Source organism: Pseudarthrobacter sp. MDT3-1, from assembly GCF_054510755.1.
This window is the reverse complement of the sequence record NZ_JBTNDX010000024.1, coordinates 46,460-64,518: the sequence shown is the minus strand read 5'-3', so window position 1 is coordinate 64,518 and position 18,059 is coordinate 46,460. Positions and strand designations below refer to the sequence as shown.

Annotated in this window: 16 protein-coding genes and 1 tRNA gene; 10 read left to right on the top strand and 7 right to left on the bottom strand. The window is 64.8% G+C overall.

Translation table 11 applies throughout. The features are described from left to right. Window positions 1–278: 278 nt before the first annotated feature. Complete coding sequence (locus ACX80X_RS16835) at window positions 279–1,640, top strand: MFS transporter (RefSeq protein ID WP_459309730.1); 1,362 nt, start codon at window positions 279–281, stop codon at window positions 1,638–1,640. Between the two features lie 90 nt (window positions 1,641–1,730). Here ACX80X_RS16835 and ACX80X_RS16830 read toward each other — a convergent pair whose 3' ends face one another. Then, window positions 1,731–3,269 carry an APC family permease gene (locus ACX80X_RS16830; protein ID WP_459309728.1) on the bottom strand — a complete coding sequence of 513 codons (1,539 nt, stop codon included), beginning with the start codon at window positions 3,267–3,269 and terminating at the stop codon, window positions 1,731–1,733. 49 nt (window positions 3,270–3,318) lie between these two features. Beyond that, window positions 3,319–4,728 (bottom strand): flavin monoamine oxidase family protein, encoded by a 1,410-nt coding sequence (locus ACX80X_RS16825; RefSeq protein ID WP_252600947.1) that lies wholly within the window; start codon window positions 4,726–4,728, stop codon window positions 3,319–3,321. A gap of 142 nt (window positions 4,729–4,870) precedes the next feature. Here ACX80X_RS16825 and ACX80X_RS16820 point away from each other — a divergent pair, with 142 nt between their 5' ends. Beyond that, window positions 4,871–5,575, top strand: coding sequence for a TetR/AcrR family transcriptional regulator (locus ACX80X_RS16820; RefSeq protein ID WP_252600944.1), 705 nt, complete (start codon window positions 4,871–4,873; stop codon window positions 5,573–5,575). On the opposite strand, the gene ACX80X_RS16815 is transcribed toward ACX80X_RS16820, so the two are convergent. Next, on the bottom strand, window positions 5,564–6,019 hold the full coding sequence (locus tag ACX80X_RS16815) for a UPF0158 family protein (RefSeq protein WP_459312719.1): 456 nt from the start codon (window positions 6,017–6,019) through the stop codon (window positions 5,564–5,566). The two genes, ACX80X_RS16820 and ACX80X_RS16815, sit on opposite strands and share 12 nt — an antisense overlap. 156 nt (window positions 6,020–6,175) lie before the next feature. Then, a tRNA-Leu gene (locus ACX80X_RS16810) sits at window positions 6,176–6,258 on the bottom strand. A 332-nt stretch (window positions 6,259–6,590) separates the two neighbouring features. Between ACX80X_RS16810 and ACX80X_RS16805 the strand changes: the two genes are divergently transcribed. From ACX80X_RS16805 to pknB, 7 genes are read left to right on the top strand one after another with little or no spacing between them, the layout of a single operon-like run. Continuing rightward, a complete protein-coding gene (locus tag ACX80X_RS16805; protein ID WP_252600938.1) occupies window positions 6,591–7,334 on the top strand; it encodes an FhaA domain-containing protein in 744 nt (247 codons plus the stop codon). Next, window positions 7,331–7,813, top strand: a complete 483-nt coding sequence (locus ACX80X_RS16800) for an FHA domain-containing protein FhaB/FipA (RefSeq protein WP_252600935.1) — start codon at window positions 7,331–7,333, stop codon at window positions 7,811–7,813. The genes ACX80X_RS16805 and ACX80X_RS16800 overlap by 4 nt, the downstream gene beginning before the upstream one ends. Before the next feature lie 2 nt (window positions 7,814–7,815). Beyond that, window positions 7,816–9,453, top strand: coding sequence for a PP2C family protein-serine/threonine phosphatase (locus ACX80X_RS16795; RefSeq protein ID WP_252600933.1), 1,638 nt, complete (start codon window positions 7,816–7,818; stop codon window positions 9,451–9,453). Next, window positions 9,450–10,838 carry an FtsW/RodA/SpoVE family cell cycle protein gene (locus ACX80X_RS16790; protein ID WP_252600931.1) on the top strand — a complete coding sequence of 463 codons (1,389 nt, stop codon included), beginning with the start codon at window positions 9,450–9,452 and terminating at the stop codon, window positions 10,836–10,838. Before ACX80X_RS16795 ends, ACX80X_RS16790 begins: the two co-directional genes overlap by 4 nt. Then, complete coding sequence (locus ACX80X_RS16785; protein WP_252600929.1) at window positions 10,835–12,295, top strand: penicillin-binding transpeptidase domain-containing protein; 1,461 nt, start codon at window positions 10,835–10,837, stop codon at window positions 12,293–12,295. The genes ACX80X_RS16790 and ACX80X_RS16785 overlap by 4 nt, the downstream gene beginning before the upstream one ends. Beyond that, window positions 12,292–13,959 carry a protein kinase domain-containing protein gene (locus ACX80X_RS16780; protein ID WP_252600927.1) on the top strand — a complete coding sequence of 556 codons (1,668 nt, stop codon included), beginning with the start codon at window positions 12,292–12,294 and terminating at the stop codon, window positions 13,957–13,959. The genes ACX80X_RS16785 and ACX80X_RS16780 overlap by 4 nt, the downstream gene beginning before the upstream one ends. Window positions 13,960–13,974: 15 nt before the next feature. Further along, the gene (pknB, locus tag ACX80X_RS16775; RefSeq protein ID WP_308216197.1) at window positions 13,975–15,912 is read left to right on the top strand and encodes a Stk1 family PASTA domain-containing Ser/Thr kinase; all 1,938 of its coding nucleotides are present in this window, start codon (window positions 13,975–13,977) and stop codon (window positions 15,910–15,912) included. Window positions 15,913–16,014: 102 nt separating this feature from the next. Here the strand turns inward: pknB and ACX80X_RS16770 are convergent, their stop codons facing one another. Genes ACX80X_RS16770 through ACX80X_RS16760 form a run of 3 tightly spaced genes read right to left on the bottom strand, consistent with a single transcriptional unit; the run spans window position 16,015 to window position 17,626 of the window. Continuing rightward, window positions 16,015–16,656, bottom strand: coding sequence for an aminodeoxychorismate/anthranilate synthase component II (locus tag ACX80X_RS16770; RefSeq protein ID WP_252600925.1), 642 nt, complete (start codon window positions 16,654–16,656; stop codon window positions 16,015–16,017). Beyond that, window positions 16,653–16,823: a hypothetical protein gene (locus ACX80X_RS16765; RefSeq protein WP_167349826.1), complete on the bottom strand. Its 171-nt coding sequence runs from the start codon at window positions 16,821–16,823 to the stop codon at window positions 16,653–16,655. The genes ACX80X_RS16770 and ACX80X_RS16765 overlap by 4 nt, the downstream gene beginning before the upstream one ends. A gap of 2 nt (window positions 16,824–16,825) precedes the next feature. Continuing rightward, a complete protein-coding gene (locus tag ACX80X_RS16760) occupies window positions 16,826–17,626 on the bottom strand; it encodes a class E sortase (protein ID WP_374210036.1) in 801 nt (266 codons plus the stop codon). Between the two features lie 175 nt (window positions 17,627–17,801). Between ACX80X_RS16760 and ACX80X_RS16755 the strand changes: the two genes are divergently transcribed. Further along, complete coding sequence (locus ACX80X_RS16755; protein WP_056342777.1) at window positions 17,802–18,056, top strand: cell division protein CrgA; 255 nt, start codon at window positions 17,802–17,804, stop codon at window positions 18,054–18,056. The last annotated feature ends 3 nt before the right edge of the window (window positions 18,057–18,059 follow it).

Below are 18,059 nucleotides of genomic sequence, written 5' to 3'. Positions count from 1 at the left end.
AATACCGGGCCAAAGGCCGTGCCATCGACCGCCGAACCTACCCCGCGACACTCACCACGAGAATCTTGACACCCGACCCAGACGACTAACCGAACGGCATTGCGCCTAGGGTGTTGCGTCCTCGCCTGATGCAATGCCTTACAGCATCAAACAATGCACTATTCGTGTTGGACGGGCATCGGAATTCCTGAATAAAGTGGTTCAACTCGTTGTGGCGCGAACAACAGCGCCGGCACCCGGGTCCCCGGACCCCGCCGCACCAATTCGAAGGAATACGCATGCAGTCTGTAGACACCGCTGTCACGGATGTGGCCATCGCCACGAAGAAGTTTTTCAAGCGGGTTCTGCCCATTATGCTCATCATGCTGGTGTGCAACCAACTCAACCGCTCCAGTATCGGCTACGCCCACGAGCATCTTGAGGCCGACGTCGGCATCGGAGCTGCGGCCTACGGCTTCGGGGCAGGGCTGTTCTTCATCGCCTACGCCATCTTCGAACTTCCCAGCAACGTGATGATGGAGAAGTTCGGCGCCAAGGTGTGGCTGGCCCGCATCATGGTCAGCTGGGGCATCGTCTCGTTCCTGATGGCCTTTGTCCAGAACGAAATGATGTTCTACGTGCTTCGGTTCCTGCTCGGCGCCGCCGAAGCCGGGTTCTTCCCGGCCGTCATCTTCTACTTCGCCCGCTGGGTTCCCGCGGGCCAGCGCGGCAAGGCGACGGCCATCTTCATCGCCGGCTCGTCCATTGCCGCAGCACTCTCCGGTCCCATCGCCGGAATTCTCCTCAGCCTTCATGATTTCGTGGGCATCCGCGGCTGGCAGTGGCTGTTCGGCTTCGAAGGCCTGCTCTCCGTGGTGGTCGGCATTGTGGTCTTCTTCCTGCTGGATGCGAAGATCCAGGACGCGAAATGGCTCTCAGCCGGTGAAAAGACAGCCCTTGTCGACGCCATCGCGGCGGAGGACGCCCTGCACGCCACAACCTCCGACGGGAAGGTCAACCGCTGGAAGATGCTGTTGAACCCGCAGATCCTGCTGCTCTGCGGCATCTACTTCTCCATCCAGCTCTCCATTTATGCCAACACGTTCTGGCTTCCCACCATCGTGAAGCAGATTCCCGACACCACGGACCTGAGCGTCGGCTTCCTGTCCGCCATCCCGTGGGTGTGCGCCGTCGTCGCGATGTATTTCGCCGCCAAAATGCAGGACAAGGCGAAGTCCAAGCGCCCGCTGCTGGTGGTGGCACTCCTGGTCGCCGCCGTGGGCACGCTGGCCGCTGCCGTCGCCACGCCGGTCCTGGCGCTGGTTTTCCTGGCCATTGCCGCCATGGGCTTCAAGAGCGCCTCGCCACTGTTCTGGACCATCCCGCAGTCCGGACTCCACCCGATGGTCCTCGCCCCGGCCATCGCAATCATAAACTCCCTAGGCAACCTCGGCGGCTTTGTCGCCCCGTTCGGATTCGGCCTCATCAAGGAGAGCACCGGCAGCGTTGTCCCCGGCCTCTTTGCCTTGGCCGCGGCGTCCACGCTGGCCGCCGGGCTGGTCTATTTCCTGAAGGAACGCCGCAGCACACCGAGGCCGGAGCAGCCAGCCGAGATTTCCGAATCCGAGGCGGCCCTGGAGCCTGTCGCTGCAGTCCGCTAAGCCCAGGGTGCCCTGCCCTGCACAAGCGTTGCGGGGCAGGGCAGCTCATGCGGTTCAGGGCAGCGAATGCGCAGTGCCACTCAGCGACACTCAGTTCCCGCGTGCCAGCACCTGCCCCTTGAAGAACTCGGGCCGCAGCCGGGACATCACCAGCATGATCACCACGCCCAGCAGGATCACGCCCATGCCCAGGATGAACACCATCCCCAGCCCGCCCACCGATGATCCGGAGCCGTACTCGGGGTCCATGGAATCGGCGGCGGTCTTGAAGAACATCACCAGCAGGATGACTCCACCCAGCAGCGGCGCCAGGAACTTGAAGAAGAAGGCGCGGCCATTGCTGAACGCCTGGGCCCGGAAGAACCAGACGCATGCCAGCGCTGTGATGCCGTAGTAGAAGCAGATCATCATGCCCAGCGCCGTGATGGTGTCCCAGAGCGCGTTCTCCGAGGTGGTCCGGGTGATGACGTAGAAGGCCGCTGCGGCAAGGCCCGCCGCGATCGTGGCGTAGCTCGGGGACTTGAAGCGCGGGCTGACCTTGCCGAAGCGTCCCGGGAGTGCTTTGTAGTGGCCCATCGACAGCATGGTCCGCGCCGGAGACACAAACGTGGACTGCAGCGAGGCCGCCGAACTGCTCAGGATGGCGAGGGACATCAGGATGGCGAACGGTCCCATCACCGGCCCGGACAGAACAGCAAAGATGCTCGACTGGTTGTCCGGATTCCCGGCACCGAGGCCGGTTTCGCCCACCCCTGCGAAGGACAGGGTGGCCAGCGCGACGGTCATGTAGATCGCGACAATCACCACCACGGTGACGGTTGCCGCCCGTCCCGGAGTCTTCTCCGGATTCTTGGTTTCCTCGTTCATGGTCAGCGTGACGTCCCAGCCCCAGTAAATGAAGATGGAGAGGGAAACCCCGGCAGCAAAGGCTGAGAAGGATCCGACCGCGAATGGGTTAAACCAGTCGGGCGAAATGGCAGTCGCATCAAACGCCGAGCCGTTGGCCACGTGACTGAAGGCAGCTACAGCAAACCAGCCCAGCACCAGCAACTGGAACGCCACCAATACATACTGCACGCCCTTCGTGGCTTCCATGCCCCGATAGGAAATCCAGCAAGCCAGGGCGATGAACACCAGGGTGGTGGCGATGTTCAGCGGAAGGTTCTTGCTCAGCTCGCCCAATTCCGGGTTGCCGAAAAGCTGGGCCAGCATGAGGTAGAAAAAGTCCACGGCGACGGCCGCCAGGTTGGACAGCACAATGATGGTGGCCGCAATCAGCCCCCAGCCACCCATCCAGCCGATCCACGGACCAAAGGCGCGCGATGCCCACGTGAACGAGGTGCCGGCGTCGGGCATGGCATTGTTCAGTTCGCGGTAGCCGAACGCCACCAGGATCATGGGGATAAAGCCCACCAGGAAGATCGCCGGCAGCTGAACCCCCACTTCCGAAACCGTTGGCCCCAGCGCCGCGGTCAGCGTGTACGCCGGCGCGATGCAGGAGACACCGATGACGACGGCGCCCAGCAATCCCACCGCGCCCGCCTTCAGGCCCTTCCCGCTCAGGCCCTTTTCAGCCAGGCCATTGCCCGGGGCGCGGGGTGGCTGTGCTGTCACTTCTTTGGGACTCATGGCCGTGCCTCTCTTTCATTCGACGCTGAATGGGTTGGAGCTGGTGCGCTCAGCCAACGGCGGCGGCTGCCTCGTTTGTCGCATGGGAAGTGCCCGCCGCGTCCACGATTCGCGCCGCTGTGCGCTGGCCCATGCGGACGGCTCCGTCAACGTGCTGGTAGCCTTCGGCGGCGAGGTCCGAGGAGCACCAGTAGATCGGGCCCACAGGAGTGTGCTGGTCCTTGCCGTAACGGTGCAGGCCGCCCAGATCGTAGCTGGCCGCGTACGCGCCCCGGGTCCATTCCTCGGAGCCCCAGTCGGATTCGTAGTAGACCTCGGGTTCCAGGGCCTTGTCCCCCAGGAACCCGGCAATCGATTCCAGGATGGCGCGGCGGCGGTCCTCGGCAGTCAGCTCGAAGACGGCGTCGGCCTTTTCATCCGAGACGAAGCCCACCAGGGTTCCCCGTGAATCACCGTGGTTGGTGTTGTCGTACACCTCCTGGACCAGCGAACCGGCACCGAAACCCGTTCCGGAGAGTCCGTCTTCACGCCAGAACGGCGTGCTGTAAACGGCGTGGACCTTGATCACCAGGCCCAGCGACTGGTGCTGGTGCATCTGGTGCTGCCGCCGCGGAAGCGGCGGGTCAAAAGAGACGCGTGAGTAAAGGTTCGGTGGCACCGCCATGATCACAAAACGCGCATTCACGGTGGCGCGCTCCGAAACAACGCTGACGCGGTGTCCGCCTTCTCCGGCATCCTCCCAGCGGACCGTGCGCACCGGACTGTTAAGTACGACGTCGGCACCCAGTTCCGCTGCCTGCAGCAGGGACACCTGCTGCATCCCGCCTATGACCCGCTTGTCCAGGATGAAGTCCTCGTCGGTGAGGTGGCTGAAGGACCCGGCGGACGCTGCCATCAGGACCGCCTGCAGTGCCGAAAACGCGAGCGCGGGCTTGGTGAGCATGCCTCCGGCGATGAACAGGCCAATGTTGTTGCAGGCCTCCTCGTCGGCGGAGTTCCGGCGCAGCCAGTGGTGGAAGGAGATGGTGTCCAGCTCACGGGCCTTGGGATGGGCCCACGGCTCGGTGGCGCCGATTTCCGCGGCGAGGCCGTCCAGAATGCCGATCAGCTTGTCCATTTCCGCCCCGGTGGCTGCGCTCACCGGGAAGGAATCACCGGTGTAGCGGGTTTTCTTCCCGTCGGCGCCGACGTAGACGGACTCGCCCTCCCGGTAGCGGGAGTATGTCTTCAGCCCGAGCTCGTCCAGGAGCTCCAGCAGTACGGTCTGATCCGGGGAGACCCACTGGCCGCCGATTTCCAGCATGGCCCCGTCAATGGTGTCGGTCCAGGTTCGGCCGCCCACGCGGTCCCGTGCTTCCAGCACTGCCACGCTGAGGCCGGCCTTCCTCAGCTCGCGGGCAGCAGTGAGCCCGGAGGGTCCAGCGCCAACGATCACAACGTCACGGTCAAGATTCAGCATGATGTCCTCTCTATGGCCGGTCGAGCGACACGAACCACTAAATGAATGCCATTCATTTATTAGAACTATAGCTGTTTTGCGGTCCGCAAGGAAGAGCCGGGTGGAATAATGCTGGAGACATCTGCCCGCAGAAAGGCCAGCAATGCCGGCATCACCAGCCGCTTCACGAACTGCCACGGAACGCGAACCCGTGCCGCAAACCGGTGGGGCGCGGCGCCGCGTGGGGCGGCCCGCCGCGGCTGTCCTGGACCAGGCGGGCATCACGGCAGCAGCCCTGCGGCTCATCGGCAAGGACGGCTACGACGGTCTCACCATGGCCGCACTGGCCCGCTCACTGCACGTGGCGCCGTCGGCCCTTTATAACCATGTGGAATCCAAGCGGGACGTGCTCCTCCTCGTGGAAGACCATTTGACTGCCCTGGTGGATGTGACCGCATTCGCGGCGGAACCTTGGGAGTCCGCCGTGCGGAAGTGGGCCTGGAGTTACCGGGACGTCTTCGCGGAGCACACGCCCCTGATTCCCGTCATCGCAGTACTTCCCGTGACTGACGCACCGCAGACCCTCGCCATGTATGAGACCGTCAGTGCCGGCTTCCGGGCGGCCGGATTCCCGGAGGAGCGGATCGTGTCCGCCATCGTGGCCCTGGAATCCTTCATCTTCGGATCCGCCTACGACGTCACGGCCCCAGCCGACATTTTCGATTCCGGCAGCATGGCGGAATCGACGCCGAGCTTTACGGGTGCCGTCCGGAGCCTGGCCGCGCTGGGGCACGAGAAACCTGCAGACGTGGCGTTCAGCCTGGGGCTTGAGGCCCTTATTGCGGGCTTCGGGGCGTTACGCGAGTAGGCGCAGGGCTTTCTCAGCCTCATCCTGTTCCACCACACCAGATTCCGCCAACCACTCTATGGCGCGGCGCCGCATGGCTCGGTTATGGAATGAGAACCATAGGGTCTGAAGCTCGGGGAACTCTGCGAGCGTGTTCCTGAAACGCCGGAATGCTCCCTTGCCGTCTATTGCGCGCCAGAGCAGGTCCTTGGCGCGTTCATCCCGCACATCCGCGATGAACGATTCCATGTCGCGGTAGGCCTCATACGGTCTTATCGGTTCCACTAGGATGGCGCCGCGTGCTTCGAGGTCTTCCTCGGACTCTTCGGCTTCGTCAAGCGAGTCCCTCAGCCAGAGGCTGGTCTCTCCCGCGCGGGGGTCGAACCAGTACCTGGAATCCCAGTCGGACGGGGAATCGAGGGCGAGTTGCAGCATTTCCATATCAATTGCGCCCAATGTCAGCATGAGCAGTCCTCCGGCCGCATGATCCAGCGGGTGTCACTCGCATGCTATACCCACAGTTACGCCCGCGGCATGCCGGATTCGCGGCCCAGCGTTAAGGACCGCCCCGGCGTTAAAGAAAGGAACCCCGGTCCGAAGACCGGGGCTCCCTTGATTGCGTGCGCGAGGGGGGATTTGAACCCCCACGCCCTTTCGGACACTGGCACCTGAAGCCAGCGCGTCTGCCGTTCCGCCACTCGCGCGCAACTTCTTTTTCCATGAATTACGGCCGGTTTCCCGGATCCGCAACCTTGTAAAAGCAGCGAGATCAAGCATAACGGACATCGGCGGCAAAACACCAATTGAGCCTCGGGAGGGGTCAAATTCCCCGCCGGGAGGGGGCCGGCATGGAACCCCTAGCGAACTTTTCCGGGGGCCTGGCCGTTGTGGATTAAGGTCATTCACAGGCCTGCCCAGTAGTATCTGATGTAGTAGTGCCTGCCACTGCCAGGCAGGCTGCTGGGTTCTGAACAGCATTGTTGGCTGAGTTCCGGAACGAAAACTGCCCCGCTGCCGGGGGGAAAGGAGAAGGACCATGGGATTGCTGGACAAGGTCGAGCGCGGCATCGAAAAAGCCGTCCGCGGTGTCTTCTCCACCGGTTCGCGCGCCCAGGTTGAACCTGTGGAAATCGCCAGCCGGCTCCGCCGCGAGGTGGACAACAAAGCCCTCACCATCGCCGCCGGCCGCACACTGGCCCCCAATGTCTTCGACGTCCAACTCAGTGATGACGACTTCAGGAGGGCTCAGGACTGGGGCACGCCGCTGGCCGAAGAACTCTGCGACGTCGTCATCAACCACGTCCGGAGCCAGGGCTACACCCTCCAGGGCTCGGTGCGGATCTCTTTCCGCCGGTCCGAGGATCTTCGCGCTGGCAACTTCGAGATCGTCTCCTCCACTGAGAAGTCCAAAGCCGGCCCCGGAGTCTCCTCGGCCAGGCCCAACATGCCCGCAGCCCCCAGCCGCCCGCCCGTACGGCTGCAGCCCGTCCTGGACATCGACGGCCAGCGCTACTCGCTTAATGCCCCCTCCGTCGTCCTGGGCCGGTCCTCCGAGGCCGACATCCTGATTGACGACACCGGCGTCTCGCGCCGCCACCTCGAGATCCGCACCGCCAGCGGCGTCACCAGCGCTGTGGACCTCGGCTCCACTAACGGCAGCTACGTCAACGGCCATAAACTGGCAGGCAGCACCGAACTGACCGACGGCTCCACCATCACGATGGGACGGACAAAGATCATCTTCCGCCTGCTTCCCGCCAACCCTGGGGGCCGCCCATGAGTGACCTGACCATCACTGCCCTGCGGTTTGGGTTCCTGATCCTGCTCTGGGTCCTCGTCTTCAGCATCGTTTCGGCCATGCGCAGGGACCTGATGGTGGGCCGCAAAGCCGCCGCAGGCACCCCCACCGCCCGTCAGGTCCGCAAAAACCCGGAACTGGCCGAGGCTCCGCCGCAGCCGCTCAAGCAGCAGGCCCACCAACTGGTGGTCACCGAAGGTCCGCTCAAGGGAACCACCATCCCCCTGGCCGCCAGCCCCATCCTGTTGGGCCGCGCTCAGGAAGCCACACTGGTACTTGAGGACGACTACGCCTCCGGCCGCCACGCGCGGTTGTTCCCGCAAGGCAGTCGATGGTTCATCGAGGACCTTGGCTCCACCAACGGCACCTACTTGGCCGACCAGCAACTTACCCGGGCTCTGCCCGTTGAGCTTGGTGTACCCGTGAGGATCGGCAAGACGGTCATCGAATTGAGGCCGTAGCCATGGCCGCTGACATTCCCGCCGGCGGGGCCACACCCGTCCAGCGGCCCCTCATCATGCGCTATGCCGCGCGCTCGGATGTGGGACGCATCCGGGCCAAGAATGATGACTCGGCGTACGTCGGCCGCCATTTGGCAGTGGTCGCGGACGGCATGGGTGGCCACGCGGGCGGCGATGTTGCCTCCGCCGCCACCGTGCTGGACATGCTGCATCTGGACCACGGCGACTACGACGGCGACGCCGGCACGGTCCTCGCCGACGAGATCCAGACGGCCAACTCCCTGCTATCCGAGCTGGTGCATATCAACCCCAAGCTCGCCGGCATGGGCACCACCGTCACATCCCTGCTGCTCGCCGAGGGCAAGCTGCACTTCGCGCATATCGGCGACTCCCGGGCGTACCGCCTGCGTGATGGCGAGTTTGAACAGGTCAGCGTGGACCACACGTTCGTCCAGCGGCTGATCGATGAGGGCCGGCTCCGGCCCGAAGAGGCCGAAACCCACCCGCACAAAAACGTCCTCATGCGCGTTCTAGGCGACGTCGACGCCAGCCCCGAGCTGGATCTGGACACCCTGGACGTCAAACCCGGGGAGCGCTGGTTGCTGTGCTCGGACGGGCTCAACTATGTGGCCGGACATGTGGTGGAACGGACCGTCCGCGAGACAAAAGATCTGCGTGAGTGCGTCGAAACCCTGATTAACCTGACGCTGGAAGCCGGCTCACCGGACAACGTCACCGTGGTCATGGTGGAAATCACCGAGGAAACGTCCGACGACGTCAGTACCGCCGCCGTCGACATCATCCCTTCACAGCTGCTCACCGAAGCCCTCGCCGCGGGCGGCGAGGCCGCCAGCGCTTCACCGGACCCCGAGGCGGCCGACGACAAAAAGCCCGCCGCCGACAAAGCCCCCGAAAAGCCAGCCGCAAAGGAACCCCCGCCCTCCACCGACCCCCATCTCGGCGAGCACCTTTCGGCCGAAGTGCTGCGGCAGGAACTCGCATCGCGCCCGCACGAACTCGTCGGTGCTGCGGCCACTGCGGCCGAGTCCGGCTCCATTCCCACCATCGCCGGCCGCACCGTGGCCCGGCGGGCCGCCACCGTCCTGACGCACAAGGCCGACGCCCCCGTTGCGGAGGCGGATGACCTCCTGGGACAGCCCAAACCCCGCCGCTGGGTCACTTTATCCATCGCCGCGTCCGTGCTGGTGGTGCTGACCGTGGGCCTCTGGCTCGGCTACGCCTGGACCCAGACCCGCTACTACATCGGGGAATACGATTCCCGCGTGGCCATCTACAACGGTGTGTCGCAGCGGCTTGGTCCCCTTCAGCTTTCAACCCTCGAAGCCGTAACAGAGATCCGGATGGATTCCTTGCCCCAGTTCTCCCAGCAGCGCGTCCGGCAGACAGTTCCCGCGCGTGACCTCTACGACGCCCAGCGGATCGTGAAGAACCTCGAAGGCACCGGCACCATTGCTCCGCCGGATGAGTGCCTGACCCCCTCGCCCACTCCGGCCCCAACAACTGCGCCGGCTGCAACACCCACCGCACCTGTCCCGTCGCCGGACCCGTCCGCTCCTGCGGCAGCGCCGGCCCCTGCCGCCTCACCCACCCCCACTACCGCCTGTGAGGGGGGCCAGTGAGCCAGCTCAGCACCATCCCCAAGCCCCGGCGCAACGTGGAACTGTTGCTGCTGATCCTCGCCCTGTCTGTGGGCATCGGCGCCAACATGCTGGTGGGCGTTGACCAGGCGAAGGCGTTCGACTCCGATTTCTGGTTCCAGTCCAGCCTCCTCGCGGTGGCCGCCCTGGTCTTCCACGTTGTCCTGCGAATCCGGGCTAAATATGCCGATCCGGTGATACTTCCCTTGGTGGTGGCACTCAACGGCCTGGGTCTCGCGATGATCCACCGCCTCGACGCCCCCGGGGAGGACACCGGCAACAACCAGCTGCGCTGGACCCTGATCGCCATGGCCGTGGCCATCGGCGTGATCTGGTTCCTCAAGGACCACCGGGTCCTCCGTCGCTTCACCTACATCTCGCTGGCTGTGAGCGCGCTCCTGCTGATTCTTCCACTGGTGCCCGGCATCTCGGCCGGCGAAATCCTGGGCGCCCGGGTCTGGATCCGGGTGGGTCCCATGACATTCCAGCCGGGTGAGATCGCCAAGATCACCCTGGCTATATTCTTCGCCGGTTATCTTTCCTCCAACCGCGACCTCATTCTGCTGGCTGGCCGCAAGATCGGCCCGCTGCAGTTCCCCCGGTTCAAGGACATGGGGCCCATGATCACCGCCTGGCTGGTGAGCATCGGCGTGTTGATCTTCCAGCGCGACCTCGGGTCTTCCGTGCTGTTCTTCGGCCTGTTCATCGTGATGATCTACGTGGCCACCAGCCGTATCAGCTGGGTGGTTATCGGCTTGGGCCTCATCCTGGGCGGCGGCTTCGTGGCAGCCCAGGTGTTTTCCCATGTCGAAGTCCGCATCTATGGCTGGCTGAACGCCTTCAGCCCAGACGTGTACGAGACCGGCAGCCGGCAAGTCATCGAGGGACTCTTCGGCATGGCCAACGGCGGCCTGGTGGGTACCGGCCTGGGCCAGGGCCGGCCGGACCTGGTCCCCTTCGCCAACAGCGACATGATCATCGCGTCCATCGGCGAGGAGCTGGGCCTGATCGGACTGTTCGCCGTAGTGCTGATGTACGTCATGCTGTTCACGCGAGGGTTCCGGGCAGCACTGGGCACCCGGGATGCCTTCGGGAAACTGCTGGCCTGCGGACTTTCCTTCGCCATCGCCCTTCAGTGCTTCGTGGTGATCGGCGGAGTCACACGACTGATCCCGCTGACCGGCTTGACCACGCCGTTCCTTGCCGCCGGCGGTTCGTCGCTGCTGGCCAACTGGATCATCGTTGGCCTGCTCCTGCTGATCTCCCATACGGCGCGGGGACCGGTGGACACCACACCACTTCCTCCCGGCGGCGCTGCGGAACCTGCAGGAATTGATACTCCCACCGAGGCGGTGAAACGAGCGTGAACCAAGCAATCCGTAATTCCTGGGTGGCAGCGATCGCCATGTTTGCCCTGATCTTCGGCGCCATCAGCTTCGTCCAGGTGGTCGGTGCCGATGACCTCAAGGGCAACCCCCTGAACCAGCGGGCCATTCTGCAGAATTACTGCAACGACCGCGGCGCCATCATCGTGGGCGGGGAGCCGGTGGCCGAATCGGTGGAAGGCACCTCGGAGGTCTGCCAGTTCCAGCGGACCTACGCGCAGCCAGCACTCTATGCAGGCATCACGGGCTACTTCTCGAAGAACTACGGTGCCACCGGCCTGGAAGTTGCCATGAACGCCCAGTTGGCCGGCAGCTCCGACCAGCAGTTCTTCGACCGGATCGGCCAGCTCTTCCTGGGCAACCAGCCGAAGGGCGCCTCGGCGGAACTCACCATCGATCCCGCCATCCAGAAGCTCGCCTACGACCTCATCCCGGACGGCCAGCGGGGATCCATTGTGGTCACCAACCCCAAGACCGGCGCCATCCTGGCCATAGTGTCCAAGCCGTCCTATGACCCCAACCTGATCGCCACCCAGGACCCCAACGCCGAAACCACCAACATCAACGAGCTGGTCAAGGTCCCCGGCATCAACCTGAACCAGAATGTCAGCGGACCCACGGGCGAGTTGCTCGCTCCGGGATCAGTCTTCAAGCTGGTGGATACCGCCGCGGCCCTCGCCTCAGGGAAGTACAACAAGGACAGCGTGCTCCCCAACCCGGCCGAGATGCCCTTCCCTGGGATCCAGTACAAACTGCCGAACTACGCCGGAGGCAACTGCTACACCCAGGACAAGGCCAGCTTTGCCTTCGCCCTGCAGCAATCCTGCAATACGCCGTTCGCCAGCATTGCCCTCGACCTAGGCCGCGACGCCATCGCCGAGCAGGCCGCAAAATTCGGCTTCGGCGAGGATCTGGGCGACCAGCTCAAGCTCGCCTACGCCAGGGGCAGCGGATTCCCCGATGACATGGACGGGCCAGGCCTGGCCCAGTCCGCCATCGGCCAGAAGGACGTGCGCGCCACTCCGCTGCAAATTGCCTTGATGACCTCGGCCATCGCCAACAACGGCGTCCAGATGAGCCCCAGCCTGGTCAAGACCGTGCGGTCCCCGGACCTCAGGGTCATTGACGAGCCCCAGCCTGAAGCGCTCCGGACGTCCACCACCCCGGAAATTGCCCGCCAGATCACCGAATGGATGACCAGTGCGGTGAGCCAGGGCATAGCCCGCGGGGCGGCCGTCCCCGGCGTCCAAGTGGCCGGCAAGACCGGAACCGCTGAACTGGGCAACGGCCTGAACAACTCATGGTTCACCGGGTTTGCCCCGGCGAACAACCCGGAGGTGAGTGTCACCATCGTCATGGAAGGCGTCGACATCACCACCGGCGCACAGCTAACCAGTCCGAACGCGAAGAAGATTTTTGAGGCGGTGTTGAATAAGTGAGGCCTACAACGGGAATCACCCTCGGCGGCAGATTCCAGCTGACCACGCGGATTGCGATCGGCGGGATGGGAGAGGTCTGGAAGGCCAAGGACCAGGTCCTGGGCCGGATTGTCGCCATCAAGGTACTCAAGGAGGAATACACCGGTGACCCCGGTTTCCTCCAGAGGTTCCGCGCCGAGGCACGCCACACCGCCCTGTTGAACCACGTGGGCATCGCCAATGTCTTTGACTACGGCGAGGAGGATGGCTCGGCCTACCTGGTCATGGAGCTCGTTCCGGGCCAGCCGCTGAGCAGCATCATCGAGCACGAGCAGGTACTGTCCCCGGACCGGACGCTGTCCATGATGGCGCAGACCGCCCGCGCCCTTTCCGTCGCCCACGCCCAGGGGCTGGTCCACCGCGACATCAAACCCGGTAACCTGCTGATCACCCCCGACGGCCGCGTCAAGGTCACCGACTTCGGCATCGCCCGCCTGGCCGACCAGGTCCCGCTGACACAGACAGGCCAGGTAATGGGCACCGCCCAGTACCTCGCCCCCGAGCAGGCCACCGGCCAGACCGCTACCGGCGCCTCGGACATCTACTCACTCGGCGTGATCGGTTACGAGTGCCTCACCGGGCACCGGCCCTTCTCCGGCGAATCCCAGATCGCCATTGCCCTGGCGCAGGTCAACGACGCCCCGCCGCCGCTTCCGGAGACCCTGCCCAAACCGGTCCGCGCGCTGCTGATGTCCATGCTGTCCAAGGACCCCAAGAACCGCCCGGCCAACGCCATCAAGCTGTCGGAAGCCGCCGAGGCCATCCGCAACGGCGATATTGACGCCGCGCACGCAGCGGTTCCCGGCATGCTGCTCTTCGAGGCAACCACGGGCCCCATTACCGCGCCGGTGGACATTGCCACGGCACCCACCGGAGTCATCGCCCAGAAGGACAGCAACACGACATCGACGTCCGCCCTGCCCGTGCTGGGTGCCGCTGCCGGCGGCGCTGCAGTCGGCGCAGCGGCCGCGGGAGCCGGGAGCACGCTTTCGCGTGCGGACGCCCTGGCCGCGGAGCGCAGCTGGGTGCAGGAGGAAGAGAAGTACGACGACGAACCGGAGGACGAGCCCGAGCGTCGCGGCCGCAGCCCCTGGACGTGGCCGCTGGTCGCCTTGATCGTGCTGGTTCTGTTCGCGCTGGTGGGGTTCTTCCTGACGCAGGCCGGGATTTTCAACCCGGCCAGCACCACCACTAACTCTGCATCCAGCAACCCGCCGTCCACCAGCGCCAGCCCGTCAAAAACCTCGGCGTCCGCTACGCCTACCCCCACCCGGACCACCGACGCGCCCACGCCCACGCCCACCCCCAGCACCGTGGACATCATTTCGGCGGCCTACCTCGGGAAGGACTACCGTCAGGTCCAGGGGACGCTGGAAACCATGGGCCTGTCCGTCCGGGTCATCCCGCAGCAGAGTACTTCCGCCGCCGGAACGGTGTTGCAGGTCAACCCCACGGGCACCGTGCCCAAGGGGGCTGAAGTGACTGTGACCTACGCCGTCCCGGTCCCGGCCAGCACGCCGACAGCTCCGCCATCCACGCCGGCCGCCCCTGCTGAGCCAACGTCCACCCTCCCCAAATGCAACCCCGGCCAGCTGCCGGGATTGCCTCCTACCTGCGCGCCGTAGCGGTCGGGATTGACAGTGAGTGATTCGGCCCGCACCCCGCTCCACCGGGAGGACAGCCTCCCGGTGGATAACCAGCGTGTCCTCAGCGGCCGCTATGAACTCGGCGGAATCATCGGCCGCGGGGGGATGGCGGATGTCCACCGCGGAGTGGATACCCGGCTTGGCCGGACCGTTGCTATCAAGCTTCTCCGCCCGGATATGGCCCGTGATCCGCAGTTCCAGGCGCGCTTCAAACGGGAAGCGCAGTCCGTGGCGGCGCTGAACCACCCGTCCATCGTCGCCATTTACGACACGGGCGAACATACGGTTCCGGATGGCTCGGAGGACAGTGTCCGGGTGCCCTACATCGTAATGGAGTTTGTTGAGGGCCGGACCATCCGCGACCTGATCCGGGCCAAGGAAGTCAGCATTGACCAGGCCATCGACTTCTGCCTGGGCGTGCTTTCTGCCCTTGAATACAGCCACAAAGCGGGCATCGTCCACCGGGACATCAAACCTGCCAACGTGATGTACTGCGAAGGCTCCAATTCCGTGAAGGTCATGGACTTCGGGATTGCCCGGGCAATCGCCGATTCATCCGCCACCATGACGCAGACCCAGGCCGTGGTGGGCACTGCCCAGTACCTCTCGCCCGAGCAAGCCCGGGGCGAAACAGTGGATGCGCGCAGCGACCTCTACTCCGCAGCGTGCCTGCTGTACGAAATGCTCACCGCCCGCCCGCCCTTTATTGGTGACAGCCCCGTGTCCGTGGCGTACCAGCACGTCAGGGAAATCCCGGAGCCCGCGAGCAGCGTGAACCCGGAGGTCTCGGCCGCCCTGGACAGTGTCCTGGCCAAGGCTCTGCAGAAGAACCGGGCGGACCGTTTCCAGGACGCGGCCGCCTTCCGGCGTGCGCTGCGCGCCGCCCGGGCGGGCGTGTCCGTGCCCGCGCTGGCCGCAACCGAAGCCCCCACCGATCCCAACGACCACGTCCCGACGCCGGAACGCCCGCCCGTGACAGAGGCGTTCGGGCTCACCGGAGCCGGCTTCCTGGACGATGTCCCCACCGGCCGGCAGCGCAGCGCGGACGACACCCGGACTGACGGCGTACCGGTCATGGCGGCCGCCACCCGGGGACAGTCGGATGTCGATGAACTGCCCTTGGGCTTCGCTCCGGAACGCGAGCGGACCGCCCGGCAGAAGTCCCGTCGTCGTACGTGGATTGCCACACTGGTGATCTTCACCCTGCTGGTTCTTGGCGGCGGCGGTCTCTGGTTGTACAACATCATGAACCAGCCAGCTCCAGCGCCGCCCAAGGTGGCGGTCCCGGCGGTGGCGGCCCTGACGGAGTCGGCGGCCCTGCAGGAACTTTATGGTGCCAACCTGCGGCCGCAGATCAAACGGAACAAGCACGAGACCATACCCAGCGGGACGGCCATCGGCACTGACCCGGTGGCCGGAACCTCGCTTGACCCCAATGCGGAGGTGATCCTGAATATCTCTGAAGGCCCAAGCGCCGTCAAGATTCCGGAGAACCTTCCGGGCCAGACAGAAGCCGCGGCGCGGGACATCCTGCGCCAGGCAGGACTCGTGGGAGCCCCTTCCACCACCACAGCCAACAGCGCCACCGTTCCCGGCGGCAGGGTGATTACCACCAGCCCGGCACCGGGCCAGATGGTGGGGGTGGGCACCACGGTGGAGATCGTGATTTCCACCGGCAAGGTGTCCATGCCTGAACTGCGCGGCCGCACGCGTGCCGAGGCGGAAACGGCGCTGAAGGAACTGGGCCTGGTCCCCAACGTCCAGGAAGTGGAGAACTCCCAGGTGGAGGCGGGCCGGGTCACGGATCAAAGTGACCCCGTGAATGCCGCCGTCGATCAGGGCAAGACCATCAATATTGTGGTGGCCAAGGAACCGGCCCCGCCGCCATCGCCATCGCCAACGGCCACGCCCTCAGCCACTAAAAAGGGCTAGGCCTCCACCCGCTCCTTAAAGCAACGCGGGGCCACTTCGCGCCCATCCCGAAGGGGAACATGGGCGCGAAGTGACCCCGCGTTGTTCGTGCGTGTGTTCCGGTCAGTGCTGGATGAGGGGGCTCAGCGTGGAGGCACGGGCGGCGGCTCCCGCCATTCCCAGGGACTCGAGCCAGTTGCCCAGCATCTGGTAGCCGCCTTCGGTCAGGACCGACTCCGGGTGGAACTGCACCCCGCACAGCGGTGCAGTGCGGTGCTGCAGGCCCATCACGACGCCGGTCGCGGTCTCGGCGGTGATCTCCAGGACGTCGGGGATGGTGTCCCTTACCGCTGCAAGCGAGTGGTAGCGCGTCGCTGTCACGGGGGAGGGGAGCCCGGCGAAGACGCTGGTGCCGTTGTGCTCCACCAGCGAGGTCTTGCCGTGCATCAGCTCTGGCGCGTGGGTCACTGTGCCGCCATAGGCTTCGGCCAGGGCCTGATGGCCCAGGCACACACCGAACATCGGCTTGTTGTTCGCCCCGCACCACTTGATCAGCTCAATGCACACGCCCGCCTCGGCGGGGTTACCCGGACCGGGTGAGATGAGGACGCCGTCGCGCGTTTGTGCCATCTCGATGGCTTCAGCGAGGGTCACGTCGTCGTTGCGGACAACGGTGGTCTCGGCGCCGAGTTCCTGGAGGTAGCCCACCAAGGTGTAAACGAAGCTGTCGTAGTTATCTACGACCAGGATTTTGGTTGTGGTCATGGCTGGCTTGCAGAACCAATCGTTGAGTCGGTGAATGCGGTGAACCCGGACATCCATGGGAACAGGAACTGAACCATCAGGATCAGTGCGCCGGCGATGAGCACCAGCGACGTGAGGATCCGCAGCCAGAGGGGGCCCGGCAGGTGGCGGAAAATCCAGCCGTACATACTCAGTTTCCTCCCACCGCTGCGGCCACCTGGGCGGCGATCTCGGCCGGCGGGCCCGCCGAGGCAGGCTGCCAGCTATCCAGCAGCGCGTACGCGATGATGCGTTCCTCGGCGCCGAAGCGCGGATTGCAACTGGTCATGGTGAGGAAGCTTTCGGTGGGAGTGACGCCGGGGCGGGTGGGGACCGGTTCCAGGACATCGGTCCGGGACGGCATCACAATCTGGTTGTTGCGGAAGACATAGATGTAGTAGCCGTCCTTGGTCTGGACGTAGATTTTGTCCCCCGGGACAAGGGTGTGGATATTGTCCAGGACGGCACCATGGGTCTGCCTGTGGCCGGCCACCGCGAAGTTACCGGCCGCGCCGGGCATGGCGGTGTTGGCGTAATGGCCAAGCCCCAGCGTATCCAGGACATCCCCGGTGGTTCCCTGCACGATGGGCCGCGTGTAGTTGGGGCCAAAGCGGGGGATATACATGATGCCGATGGTGCCGGCATGGCCTGGCGCCGCGGCAACGGCCGGGGTGCCGTAATCCACGGGCGCTGCCGATGGATCCGGTTCCGGACTCGCGGGCACCGCGCCGCCCAGCCCCTGGGCGAACTCCTTGATGACGGCACTCTGCTTGGCGTCGGATTCGATGTTGGTCCACCACAGCTGCCAGCCCACAAAAAGCAGGAGGATAATGCCGGCTGTGATGAGCAGTTCGCCGAGCACCTGCACTGTGCCACGCAGAATGGAAGCGCGCGCGGGCGCCGCACGGGCGGCCCTCCTAGCGGCGCGCCTCGCCTTCTCCTGCACTACCACGCGTTCTCCTCCGGGGTGGCCGCGCTGGGCGTTTGAATGCCCTGAACTACGGCTAGAATTGACTGCTAGTAAGAATCCAGATTTGACCAAGATCGCGCAGACCGCTGGCAACTTCCTTCTTGCAGGATATCAAGCCCGCGGCGCCGAGCTTGCTCCAGTCCGCCAAGGAGAGCACGTGCCCGAGTCAAAGCCTCGCAAGAAGACTTCCAGCGCCGCGCAGCCCGCTTCCGGGGCGCAGGCGTATAAGCCCAACGCTGTTTGGTTCAAGCCGGTGATGTTCGGCCTGATGATCATCGGGCTCTTCTGGATCATCACGTTCTACATCAGCGAGGGCCGGTTTCCTGTCCAGGCCTGGGAGTCGTGGAACATCGTGGCCGGCTTCGGCATTGCCATCATCGGCTTCCTGATGACCACGCGCTGGCGTTCCTGACCT